The 12,201-nt window shown below is 52.8% G+C and carries 8 protein-coding genes and 4 pseudogenes; 3 read left to right on the forward strand and 9 right to left on the reverse strand.

All coding sequences use genetic code 11. The annotated features are described in order from the left end of the window. Positions 1-229: 229 nt before the first annotated feature. Together nifA and CS369_RS06015 are read right to left on the reverse strand one after the other, a co-directional pair. Positions 230-1,795: a nif-specific transcriptional activator NifA gene (nifA, locus tag CS369_RS06010; protein WP_196906429.1), complete on the reverse strand. Its 1,566-nt coding sequence runs from the start codon at positions 1,793-1,795 to the stop codon at positions 230-232. Further along, positions 1,792-3,279, reverse strand: coding sequence for a PAS domain-containing protein (locus tag CS369_RS06015; protein ID WP_196906376.1), 1,488 nt, complete (start codon positions 3,277-3,279; stop codon positions 1,792-1,794). The genes nifA and CS369_RS06015 overlap by 4 nt, the downstream gene beginning before the upstream one ends. A gap of 392 nt (positions 3,280-3,671) precedes the next feature. Here CS369_RS06015 and CS369_RS06020 point away from each other — a divergent pair. The 3 genes and pseudogenes from CS369_RS06020 to CS369_RS06030 all read left to right on the forward strand — a co-directional run bounded on the left by CS369_RS06020 (position 3,672) and on the right by CS369_RS06030 (position 4,763). Beyond that, positions 3,672-4,204, forward strand: a pseudogene (locus tag CS369_RS06020) (flavodoxin). Between the two features lie 145 nt (positions 4,205-4,349). Next, complete coding sequence (locus CS369_RS06025; protein WP_196906377.1) at positions 4,350-4,541, forward strand: hypothetical protein; 192 nt, start codon at positions 4,350-4,352, stop codon at positions 4,539-4,541. After that, on the forward strand, positions 4,542-4,763 hold the full coding sequence (locus CS369_RS06030) for a GNAT family N-acetyltransferase (protein ID WP_196906431.1): 222 nt from the start codon (positions 4,542-4,544) through the stop codon (positions 4,761-4,763). Here the strand turns inward: CS369_RS06030 and nifM are convergent, their stop codons facing one another. The 7 genes and pseudogenes from nifM to nifT form a co-directional block, all read right to left on the reverse strand. Then, complete coding sequence (gene nifM, locus CS369_RS06035; protein WP_196906378.1) at positions 4,764-5,555, reverse strand: nitrogen fixation protein NifM; 792 nt, start codon at positions 5,553-5,555, stop codon at positions 4,764-4,766. It abuts the gene before it with no gap. Continuing rightward, a complete protein-coding gene (locus tag CS369_RS06040; protein ID WP_196906379.1) occupies positions 5,555-5,998 on the reverse strand; it encodes a nitrogen fixation protein NifZ in 444 nt (147 codons plus the stop codon). The genes nifM and CS369_RS06040 overlap by 1 nt, the downstream gene beginning before the upstream one ends. Continuing rightward, complete coding sequence (locus CS369_RS06045; protein WP_196906380.1) at positions 5,995-6,252, reverse strand: nitrogenase-stabilizing/protective protein NifW; 258 nt, start codon at positions 6,250-6,252, stop codon at positions 5,995-5,997. The genes CS369_RS06040 and CS369_RS06045 overlap by 4 nt, the downstream gene beginning before the upstream one ends. Beyond that, positions 6,221-7,380: pseudogene (nifV, locus tag CS369_RS06050) on the reverse strand (homocitrate synthase). Before nifV ends, CS369_RS06045 begins: the two are co-directional and overlap by 32 nt. Positions 7,381-7,404: 24 nt before the next feature. Next, positions 7,405-8,150 (reverse strand): annotated as a pseudogene (locus CS369_RS06055) (aminotransferase class V-fold PLP-dependent enzyme); the annotation flags it as partial. Positions 8,151-11,289: 3,139 nt separating this feature from the next. Next, positions 11,290-11,952 (reverse strand): annotated as a pseudogene (locus CS369_RS06060) (NifB/NifX family molybdenum-iron cluster-binding protein). 13 nt (positions 11,953-11,965) lie between these two features. After that, positions 11,966-12,184 carry a putative nitrogen fixation protein NifT gene (gene nifT / locus CS369_RS06065; protein WP_196906381.1) on the reverse strand — a complete coding sequence of 73 codons (219 nt, stop codon included), beginning with the start codon at positions 12,182-12,184 and terminating at the stop codon, positions 11,966-11,968. Between the last annotated feature and the right edge of the window lie 17 nt (positions 12,185-12,201).

Consider the following 12,201-nt stretch of genomic DNA (forward strand, 5'->3'; position numbering starts at 1 on the left):
CCTTACAGAGATCCCCGGCTTACGCCGAGGATGACGAGGGGTAAAGTGACTTTGTCATCAGTCTGACGCTTCGATAAGCCAGGGGTCAGGGTGTGATGGCGTTTGAGCACCCGTGTCGGGCGCGTGCGATGCACAATGCAAATAACCTCGTTAGTTCACGCGCACGAAACCTCAGCGATACGTACAAAAATAGGTGTCTTATATGCACCGCAGGTCTCCTGCAAAAAACCTATAGCCGGTGCATGTTGATATCAAGCGTCTGGATACGGTAGGCCACCTGGCGCGGTGTCATACCCAGCAGGCGCGCCGCTTTGGCCTGTACCCAGCCGGTTTTCTCCAGCGCGGCAATCAGCCGTTGCTGCTCATCAAGCGATTGATCCAGCCAGCTCTCTTCGTGCACGGGTGCCGCCGCGCTCACTTTGGGAGCCGCTTCGCGGTGATTGAACAAAATAACATCTCTGTCGATCAGCCCGCTTTCCGACATCACGGCGGAGCGCTCCAGACAGTTTTCCAGCTCGCGCACGTTGCCCGGCCAGCTATAGCTCATCAGCAAGCGGATTGCGCCATCGCTGATACGCAGTGCACGGCCTTGATACTGCCCGATTTTGCGTACCAGAAAGTGTGCCAGCTCGGCGATATCCTCCTGACGTTCGCGCAGCGGCGGGAGTGCCAGCGGCATCACATTTAGACGGTAGTAGAGATCCTCGCGAAAATGACCAGCACGCACCTCTTCCTCCAGATTTCGGTTGGTCGCGGCGATAATGCGCACGTTCACCCGTAGCGTTTCATCGCCACCAACCCGTTCCATTTCACCTTCCTGCAAGATACGCAGAAGTTTGGCCTGAAACGAGGCGCTGCTTTCGCCAATTTCATCAAGAAACAGCGTACCACCATCCGCCAGTTCAAACCGACCTTTACGCTGGCGCACTGCACCGGTGAATGCGCCTTTTTCATGACTGAACAGTTCACTTTCCAGCAGGTTATCGGGCAAGGCAGCGCAGTTGAATTTCACAAAGGGTGCAGCGGCACGCGGCGAATGGTGATGAATGGCGTTAGCCACCAGTTCCTTACCGGTACCGCTTTCTCCCTGCACCAATACCGTGGTGTCCCAACGTGATACCTGACGGATAATCTCCATGGTTTGGCGCATTGCGGCACTTTTCCCGACCATATTTTCAAACCCGAACGGGCGCGGGGTGGCACAGACCGGAGCGCGCTCGGCGGGACTCGGCGTTTCCGCCACCGGGCGCGCAGGCTGCATCAGCCGCACAGTTTGCGCCACCATATTGGCGACCGTTTCCAGAAAGCGCGTGCAGGCTGGAAGCCGTTCTTCATAACGCGCCATCGGTTGGGCCGCCAATACGCCGATGGGTTGGGTCTCCACCCCAAACAGGGGCACCGCAATAAACGGCAGATTGTAGTCATACAGGCCAAGGCGATCGAGAAAGCGTTGGTCATCAGCCACCCTTGGCAACACCAGCGGTTGGTGCTGAGATAATACGGTGCCCACCAAGCCTTCTCCGGGCCGGTAGCGCACCTGACTGCCGCTGGCAATCAACTGTTCATCCGCTTGATGCAGCGCTTCCACCGTCAGCACGCCACGTTGCGTATCATAAAGGCAGATCATGCCATGTTGCATAAAGGCATCGTCATGCAATATTCGCAGCACGGATTGCAGCGCCTCACGTACATTGGTTGAGCGGCTCAAGGCACTGCTAAGACGTTGAATCTCGGTAAATTGCTGTGAAAGATCGAAACGCCACACCACAGTGCCGGTATCAGGTACGCGAGTTATTTTGCACCTCCAGTCAAAACCGCAGAGAGGGGAAAGCGGAGCATAAGGCACGTGCCGCCTGCCGGACGCGATGTCAGATCGATAGCGCCCTGATGGTGCGCTACCAGCGTTTGTATCAAGCGCAACTCCATGCCCTTACCCGGTGTACTGATGGTTGCCGCTGCCGCAGCGGCATAGCGCACCTGCATCAGGGGGACGTTGTCTTCAATATAGAGTGATAGCCAGTCGCCCTCTTCCCGCGCGTAAATCTGCACCGCCAGTGCAAAGGGAAGAGTCTCAGCGGACGCTATCTCTGTCGACAATGCCAGCGTGCGATCGAGCCACAAACTGAGGCAGGCCAGCACCTGTGTTCGCTGACCAAATCCGGTCAGTTGCGGCGATGCCAACACGCAGTGCAAACCGTTCAAACGGGTGTGATAAAGCGCACAGAGATCGTCCAGCAACGCTTTGACTGACCATTCATCTGCCGGTTCAAATGCCAATGATGGCCGGCAGGCCTGTAAGCGCGCCACGGCTTCTTCGCCCTCACGCCAGGCCGATTCCAGCGCCACATTGCTGCGATCCTCACCGTTAGGGCGCCGTGCCGCCGCCAGCATATTGAGCGGACAGTTAATCTGTACCAGCGCCGCATCCAGCGATTCACGGATCGCTGCCAGCAGTGTGCCGCTGGTGATCTGCTGCTTTAATCGGTCGAGTTGGCCTTGCTGTTGCTGTTCCGTACAATCGGTGATCACAATCAGCGTGCGCGGCAATGCGCTGTCGGTAAAATAGCGGTTGGCCTCCTCATTGACCCCTGGCAGCGCCCAGATGCCCAACGCAAGCCAGCGCGTCATGCCGCGCACCGACACCGGTTGTGGCCTACCCTCACGCAGCGCCGCTTTATTATTATGATAATCCAGCACCGCCAGCAGTTCCTGTCCACCGCAATCGGCGCACAGGGTTTTGTAGGCCAGGTTATCCATGATCACGCTGTCGTTTTCATTCACCACCACCACCGCGGCAGGGATATTGTTCAGCACCGCCGTGGTTAACGTCATGTGGTTGCGCAACCGCTGTTCGAGGGCATAGCGGGCGCTGATGTCCTTATGCATGGCCAGATAGTGTTCCAACTCCCCCTGCGAATTCACGATGGGGGTGATGTCGATATCTGCCAAGTAAAGGCTGCCATTGCCGCGTCGGTTAATCAGTTGACCGCGCCAGGCTTCCCCTTGCAGCAGGGTGTGCCACATCTCCTGATAGACCTCACGCGGCGTCTGCTGGCTCGCCAGCACGCGGTGATTTTCCCCTAACAGTTGCGACAGTGAAAAATCCGTCAAGCGACAAAAGGCCGGGTTGGTGTAGACAATGCGCGCCTGTGGGTCCGTTAAGGAAATGGCCACCGACGATTGCTCCACCACGGTAGAAAACAGCGCCGGATGTTGGCGCGATAAATGGCTGGCAATCTCCCCCAGTGGGAAAGACTCCGTCATCAGGTTCATGGTCATGGCTTATCCTTACAACAACCGACGCTGTTATGTCAGGTTCGCAACAATTTGTGCCACGATCCGACAACCTTCTCCGGCCTGCTACCGGTGCTAATAACCATGCAAATAATGCACCTTTTATTCATTAACTCGCCTGAACATTGATCCTGATGCGGGTTTTTTCGCCATTTTACGCCTTGGCGGCGTTTTACCGGGCTTATTGCTCTGTTTTCTCGGGTGGTATCACCATCAGAATTGTCACTGATAGTGCAATATTGCGCCATTAATGTGCAAATTATCGCCAATCAATCCCCATAAAAAGCTGGCACGATCTTCGCACCCTGATAGTCACCAGAATGTGCGGATACCCACCGCCAATATTCCACTTTCATCGAGTCAGTCAGGAGCATGTTATGGCGAACATTGGTATTTTTTTGGCACCGATACCGGTAAAACACGCAAGATAGCCAAGTTGATTCATCAAAAACTGGGCGATGCGGTAGACGCGCCGGTCAATATCAACCGGACAACGCTGGACAGTTTTCTGTCCTATCCCGTGCAACTGCTCGGCATGCCAACGCTGGGGCAAAGACAGCTACCGGGCATGGATGCCGGGTGCGAAGGTGAATCCTGGCAGGAGTTTATTGACGGATTATCCGGCATGGAACTGACGGACAAAACCGTTGCGCTGTTCGGTCTGGGCGATCAGGTCGGCTACCCGGACAATTTTGTCAGCGGCATGAAAGCGTTGTATGACGCCGTGACCGATCGTGGAGCCCGCGTGGTCGGTGCCTGGCCGAGTGCCGGATACGATTTTAATACCTCTGCCGCACTGATTGACGACAAGTTTGTCGGGTTAGCCTTGGATCAGGACAACCAGTACGATCTGACCGAGGAACGGCTGTACAGCTGGCTTGAACAAATAAAAACCGCATTGGCCGCCTGATGTGGTTATCGACCACAAGGTGTGTTTCTTCACGACGAAATGCACCTTGTCTTTTTTAGCGTCGCCGCATTTTCCGCTTTCCCCTTCAACCGCTTCGTCATAGTCTTGATACTCACCGAGATGATTACCCCGCAAGAGAACAACCATGCCTATCACTGTCCGCCCTATCACTGCTGATAGCTGTCTGCCGCTGCGTCAAAAAGAGCTGTGGCCCGATCGCCCTCTCGATTTTCTGCGTATGGAAGGCGATGAGCAGGCCCAGCATTACGGGCTCTACCTGGAGGATACGCTTGTCAGCTGTCTTTCTGTTTTCCCGCTCACAAATACGGCCCGGTAAATACGTAAATTCGCCACAGATGCCGCCTTTCAGCGGCAGGGATATGGCAGCAGGTTGTTAACTCAGGTGTTAGAGAAACTCCAGGCGGAAGGCATCAATGACATCATGTTGAACGCCCGACTCACCGCCACAGAATTTTATGTGCGTTTTGGCTTTCAGGTGGCTGGCGAGGTGTGCCACAAAGAAGGCATCGCCTATGTGAAAATGACGAAAACGCGATAGCTACGCATCGGCCAGGCTACGTAGCCACACCCGTTGTTGCTGCTTTTGTCGCTGGTGCCGCAGGTGCTGAAAGACTTTCGGCAATGCTTCTTCCCGTGCCAGCGGTGTTTCAGGTCGAACCGCTTCACACAGCAACAGATGCCAACCGAGATCGGTCGCCACGGGCTCGCTCAACGCGCCCGGCGGCAGTACAAACAGCACCTGTTCCAGCGGCGCAAACAGCAAACCGCGACTGACCCAGCCCAATACACCGCCTTCCATCGCGGTCGGACACTGGGAGTAACGCTCCGCCAGCGCGGCAAAGGTTTCTCCCTCGCGAGTGAGTTTGTCCCGCAGCGTCAGGATTTGCGCTTTCACCACCGCCTCTTCCCCGTCGTCAGCCGTCAACAGCAGATGGCGCGCCAGCCGCTGTTCCGGACGGCAAAATCGCTCCGCATGCCGCAGATACCAGTCATCCACTTCCGCGGACGTCGGTTCAGCAGTCAGCGCTGATACCTGCGCCATCTGCCATTCCATCAGGGTATGATGCAAAATCACCGCCTGCTGATCTACCGCAGAAAACCCGGCTTCGCCAAGCTCAGCCGCTAACGCATCGGTTACGGCAGCGGTCAAGGCGTCAGAGAGCGTCGGCCGATGTTGCAATGCGGCGTCCTCCATGGCCTGCTCCAAGCGTAACTGCGACGCCAGTTGCCGTTCCAACGCACGCTGGCGCTCAGGAGACAATGTGTCAGGTGCCCGGTTCCACAACTTTTGCGCCAGTTGCCACTGGCTGAAGCGCTGCCAGGCTAACATCAGGATGTCTCCTCACACAGTTCCAGCGTGCTGGAGGGAACCTGAAACCGGCGTTCACCAAACACTACGGTGTAGCGCTCGCCGCGTTCACCCTGATCGGTCGCCTGAATCTGCCCATGCTGGCCCGCACTGACTACCGGCTGGCCGTTTACCGCCAGTGCGTGCAGACAAATGACCCAATCGCCGTATTGAAATTCGCCACGGTGCCAGGGGGCATCTGCGGCGATCAGTTCCTGTGCGCGACAGCCGACAATCCTGTCCACCTCAAGAAAATGCACCTGATAGATCAGTTGATCCTGTAGAAAGGTGCCCCATTCGCGCACATAGCCTATGCTGCCACGCCGCACCAGCAGCTCACCGAGTTTTAGACCCGCCACTGTGCCATCATTGCGCAGCGGGCGCACCACGCGCACCGCATCACCAAATTCGAAGCACGTCATCATGATAGCGCTCCCGACCGTTTGCTCTGGTAGCTCTCGGCCAGCAGACGGCGAGCCAGTTGCCAATCGGCATCCGGTGCCAGTTCCAGCGAATTACGCAGCGGCACCGCTGCCCGCAGGCGGCGATGAAACTCGCTGAGCACCGTCAGGTTGCACGCCTGAAGCTCCTGCGTTTCATAAGGTACGGAGAAAAACCTGAAAAAAGCCTCGGCGCTATCCAGCGTTTCAACGCCGGGCAGTTGGTAGAACCATTCCATCGTCCCGCCTCCCCGGTAACAGTGTGCTGTCGCACAGCGACTGGAACATATCCAGCAATTCATAATCCAGCGGGTTACGCTTGGTACTTTCGGCAAATTCGCGCACGGCGGTTAATAGAGCCGCGGTCTGCGCCACATCTGGCTGATAACCGAGTCGGGCAAAAATGCCCTCGACGGCCTGCCGTCCTGAGTGCTTACCCAGCACCAACCGATATTCACGCACCAGCAGCGACGGTTCAATTTCCTGGTAGCTGCCGCTGTCCTGCAACAGCGCCGCGACGTGAACCCCGGATTCATGGGTAAACACCTGCTCGCCGACCAGAGGTTGCTGCTTATCGATCGTACGCTGCGCAGCATTCGCTACCCGTTGGCATAGTGCGGGCAACAGCGAAAAATGGATGCCACTGTCGTATCCCAGACAGCGCTCCAGTGCCACCGTTTCTAACGCCGCATTTCCCGCGCGCTCGCCAAGCCCTAACACCGAGGTGTTGACATGCGTCGCCCCCGCTTTGACCGCCGCCAGCGTGTTTGCCGTTGCCATCCCCAAATCGTTGTGGGCGTGCATTTCTATTTGCCCTGCCCAGACTTGTCGCAAGGCGCTGATGCGGGTGAAGGTGGTAAAAGGATCGAGCACGCCCAGAGTATCGGCGAAGCGCAGGCGCTCCGCGCCAGCAGCGTGGCTAAGGTTTCATCGCTGGCGCGAGAAGCATCCTCACACCCCAGGCAGACGCGCAACCTCTGCCGACGCGCCAGCTCGATCAATTGGCAAAGCTGCGGCAGCAAGGCATCAAGCGGTTGGCGCAACTTCTGCTGGCGTAACCGATCGGAAGCCGGAATGGAAATATCCACCCAGTTCATGCCCAAATCAGCACTTTGCTGAATTTCCTGCGCATTCATCCGGCACCAGGTCATCATCACGGTTTCCGGCAAACGACGGCGGATCACCGACATGCGCGCCCGCTCATCGCCGCCCATCGCAGGCGTACCGACTTCCAACTCGTTAACGCCGGCCTCCACCAGCGCTTGGGCAATCGCCAGCTTCTCACTGGCGCGAAATGCCACGCCGGGGCTTTGCTCCCCATCACGCAACGTGGTGTCATTAATCATGACCGTGCCGTTGAGCGTCATATTGGCCATGGTTTCTCCCCTGTGTCAGCCGTAGGTCGGGGCGAAATCGCCCGCCGTCGCCTGCGGTTTTCCCTGCTGCCAATAGGGTGAGAGTGTGCGCAGCCGTTCAACGATCGGCGGCAACGCGTCGATCACCCGATCACGGGTATAGCGCGACAGCGAGAAGCTGATGCTGCCGTGGGCCGCGGTGTAAGAATGCTCATGGCGCGCATCACATGGGACGGCTCCAGCGAACCCGATGTGCAGGTGCCGCCGCTGGAAGCAGCTATCCCGGCCTAGTTGAGCAACAGCAGGATGGCTTCGCCTTCAATAAACTCAAAGGCAATATTGAGCGTGTTAGGGGTACGCGGTTGCTCCCCGCCCATCACCATAACGTTTGGGATGATCTGGGCCAACCCGTGTTGTAAGCGGTCACGTAGCGGGGCAACCGCCGCTGTAATCATGGGCAAGTGCACTTCTGCCAATTCGCAGGCGCTACCCATCCCGACAATACCGGCAATATTCTCCGTGCCAGCACGACGCCCGCGCTCCTGATGCCCGCCACGCAGCAAGGGGCGGAACCGGGTAGAACGTTTCAGTTAGAGACAGCCAACTCCTTTCGGCCCATGTATCTTATGCGCCGAACACGAGAGCATGTTGATCTCGCTGCTGGAGAGCACAATCGGGATTTTCCCGACCGCCTGAACCGCATCACAATGAAACAGCGCACCGTGCTCATGGGCCAGCGCGGCCATCTCAGGCACCGGAAACAGCACCCCGGTTTCAGGGTTGACCAATGAATAATATTCACCGCGTGAATCCGCTCCTACTTTTTGTATCGGCACCTTAATTTCTGAATGCGGCAAACGCGCGATTGTGTAGGTTTTAGTTGTTAACGGTAAATTTTCTGCCGTGCGGAAAGAAGAAATTTTATCCGCTAACGGGACATTATTCTGTTTCATTCTAAGAAAGGACTCCAATTTTCTATCTAAAAACTTATCGCCCTTGCTTAGTAATTCAAACCCCGGGTCTACGGCTCTCAATGCATTTTTACTTAACCCGAGAAATTCATTTACGTGGGGCAGTTTGATCTCTCGAAGCATTATGGTTCCCGCATCACCCGCCTTTCCTCGCATTAACGTCCGACTACCGTAGCGTAAGCCTTTTTCCAACCTCGTTCCAAATTTGCCCGCCATGTTTGCGGCCTGCCTTGCGACAGGAATCAGAGCGATAATATCCATCATACAAGCGGGAACCGCTTGTACTGCATCATTATTGACGATTCCCTCTATACAATCATAAAAAGGGATTATATGTTTGACAAAACCCCACACTTTTTGCAATTCAGATTTATCATTACCGGAAGCATATAAGTCATGATAGAAATCATCTCTGTGTTTTTTCGATAAATAGTCTATCACAGGATGAATGCCGTTATTGGAATTCCCGATTGAAGAACATAGCGTTGTAATGCTAAAATTAAATTTATCTCTGTCGATTACTTGATCTTTCTCAACTACGTAATTTTTGGTAAAGCCATTATCGAGAAGTCTGTTATCGATATATTTCCTGATGTTACGATCGACCCGAATAAGTTTATAGGTAAAGGTTGAGTTATTCATTTTTCTCTTCAAAGCATAAATTCTTTCCTGATTGTTTTTACTTACAGAAAACAGATCGATATCTTTAAATTTAACATATAAATCAGTAACTTGTGTGGATCTGCGCACACAGGAGACAGGACGATCGGCGCGCATTGAGAACTGCACTGGGTTTATTATGAAATCCGATGACAAAATAAAATCCGCCTCAGTCTTATCAATTGAGCCAAAAGAAGAGTAAATGATTTTTTCATCGATTTTTTGAAAACTATTTACCACCTCACCAGTCAGTTTTTTATATTCATCATCGAGTTTATCCGGCGCTTTTTTGCAGGGTTTTACAAAATCATTCAAGTACAATTGCTTGGCTTGATTTTCTTTTTTTTCACGCATTTGTTGCTTAGAGCGTATTCCATCGGCTAAATCAGGTAGCCCAGGAAGCTCTGATGTAGGGCAATCAGCAATAATTTTATCCGCCAATTTTCCTTTACTAAGCCAGGTATTGACAGCGGCAGTATACTTCTCAATTTGCTTAACTAATTCCTGTTGTACAGCCATTACCTCTTTTCGATACTGAATATAATAATCCACAGATGCAACCTGCGATTTGAATGAATGTCCACTGGTGCTTAACAATTCATTCTTGTTACTTACTGGAATAAGCAAGGAGGGAAACAAAAAATACCTTATATCATCCAGAACGACGCCTTCGTTTGAAACCATATCCCATAAAGCACTTCCGATTTGCAGCGTTTCTTTAAGAGTGAATTTTGTCAAATCATGCGCTTTATCTAACAGTGCAGACCCTGCATAGAGATCGGCAAAAACCTGACTTCCAAGTGAAATTTTATCAATATCTTCTTCTGGCCATTTCAGCATGGGGAGCTCTTTTTCCAAATACAAGTACCACATACTATTAAATTCCCCCCAGCGATCTGTAGGGATATCTTGATAGGTAAGCAGGCCATCGTTAAAGATCTGATTTAATCCTAAAATGTGTTTAAGGCTGCTTACAGTAAAATAGGAAGGATAATCGTTTAATCTTATTTTACCCGCTACATACTCTCCCTGCTCCATACCGAGAACCTGATGGAAAATCCAGTGACCGATTACTGCCTGAGAAAATTCGTGAAAAATACTTTCCCTTTTTCGACCACCATAGAGGTCCGTTTCTGTCAAAATGTGTTTAGCAATGTTAATTTCTTTGCTGTCTCGCGTTTTAATACTATCAATGCCACCTCCATAGATATATTGAGCCACTGCCGCGATCAAAACCTCTTTTTTTATATTTTTATTGCCTAGTTTTTTATCCAGAAGATTATTCCTTCTCAAAAAACCGATAGCATCTGATCTTATTTCATATTTATTATCAGAAACTGAATGACTTTTTTCGTTATGCTTGATGTAGGACTCGCTAATAAGATTATCGCTTTGTAACGCAGGAGGAATATGTTCAAAATATCCCATATTTTCCGAATGATAATCACCACTCAGTGGATCATTTTCCGGTGGAGCGAGTCTAAGCGCGCCTGCGGGCTCGTCCTTTGCAGAACTGGGCTGATTCGCTGAATAATTGCGCCACGTTAATGTACCCGCTGTCGCACCCGCCAAAATGCCTGTCCCCATGAGCCATCTGGCTTTCCCCTTTAGCTTCAAGGACGGCGATGAGATAGGTGCCAGCCTCGCATGACGCTGTTCGGAAATAGCATCTGCTTGCTGTAATAATGAATTCCCTATGACACTCACTTGGTTATTTTCTGCTATCTTTTGGGGATTATTACCAGGACATAATGCTGTTAACCAACTCAGCAGGTTATGGCTAACGCTGGCGCTCGTTTTTTTAAACGCCTGGAGTCACCATCGGACGGTGAAGTTATTGAAACGAGATGATTGTTAACGGAATGATGCTTACCATATTCCTTTCTTTCGGTTGCAACATCGGGAGGCAAAGCAGCATTAATTAAGGGAGATGCAGGTGATATTCCTAGCATGGTCTATTTTCCTTGTGATTTTATAAAAAAATAATAACGCAGGTATTTAAAAATGATTTTCACAACGGGAGCACGTTCTGCTTTTCTAACTCAAATCATGCAAGTAAATAAGTCACGATAACACTCTACTGCCATCTTCCTCACAGCCAATGAAACAGAGATAATAATTCAACGGGTTAGGTTTATCATTATAACAACGTTTCATGGCGTCATACGCGGTGATAAGCCAGATTAGCGTTTTTCGCTGCTGCGAGTGAATCAGCGGGTTTACAGGAAGGGAGGCTTTTACGCTGTTAAACGTTCCCGCTCACGCGGGAACGGCATGATTACCACGATAACTAAAATACCCGCATCTCAAGCGGGTTAACCTTCTCTAGCCGTTTTGCCAGCCAGGGAGGCAAGCGATCGGCCATCAACGTTTGCAAAGCATCACGTTGTGAAGAGATGGTGGTGCCAGGCGGTACTTTCATCGGGTGAATATTGTGGCGAATAATCCGCGCCGCCGCCGGGCCACCAATCGCTTCACAGAACAGCAGATGGCACCCGGCCAGCAGTTGAGCGCGTACTTCATTGCTTTCCTGCTCCCCCGGTTCGCTGGGATAGCGACGCAACCCATGTAGCCACGAGCCCGTGCAGTCAAAGGCGTAAATAAAAAACAGGCGGCACTGCCCAAAATGACCGTTGATCGCGATACCATCCTGTGACGAAAATGCCACCAGCAGTTACGGTTCGCGCCCCGGCAGCGACATAACTGCCAGGTGTGCGGGCATTTCGCCGCGCAGACACGCCATCACCCGCTGCCAGCGGCCCCGGGTCATCACCGCGCGATCTCCGGGAAAACGCGCCATCAGTTGTGGTTGATCCAGCGACGACAAGTAGGCCAGATCGAGCGAGGCTTCATCCTCATGCGCAATCCAGCGTAACAGTTGCGGTGAGGAAAATTCCGGCAGGCAATGCATCAGCGCAAACAGCCGCCAGAACAGACGATCATCATCAGACATGTTCTCTCCTCATTCATGCCAGGCTGGGGCGCGAGGCCCGCAGGCTGACAGGAAACTGCGGTTTTTCCGTTTGCGGGTTCACGTAGTAGCGTTTTCCTCCTTCCAACGCCACTTCTCCCCCCCAGCAACCCTGACTGTCAAACTCTATACCGATCACCCTCGCCTCTAAATCCTGCTTGGCGATATAGCAATACAGTTGTGCGTTGCGCTCACGAAAAATCACTATCGGCATAAACACCTCCTCAGTGG

The sequence above is a fragment of the Candidatus Symbiopectobacterium sp. 'North America' genome, assembly GCF_015762685.1.
Taxonomy (GTDB): domain Bacteria; phylum Pseudomonadota; class Gammaproteobacteria; order Enterobacterales; family Enterobacteriaceae; genus Symbiopectobacterium.

Coding starts and splice junctions, on each gene's coding strand:
- CS369_RS06015 (WP_196906376.1), bottom strand. CDS start 3,279: ATGACCATGAACCTGATGACGGAGTCTTTCCCACTGGGGGAGATTGCC.
- CS369_RS06025 (WP_196906377.1), top strand. CDS start 4,350: ATGCCTATCACTGTCCGCCCTATCACTGCTGATAGCTGTCTGCCGCTG.
- nifM (WP_196906378.1), bottom strand. CDS start 5,555: ATGTTAGCCTGGCAGCGCTTCAGCCAGTGGCAACTGGCGCAAAAGTTG.
- CS369_RS06040 (WP_196906379.1), bottom strand. CDS start 5,998: ATGATGACGTGCTTCGAATTTGGTGATGCGGTGCGCGTGGTGCGCCCG.
- CS369_RS06045 (WP_196906380.1), bottom strand. CDS start 6,252: ATGGAATGGTTCTACCAACTGCCCGGCGTTGAAACGCTGGATAGCGCC.
- nifT (WP_196906381.1), bottom strand. CDS start 12,184: ATGCCGATAGTGATTTTTCGTGAGCGCAACGCACAACTGTATTGCTAT.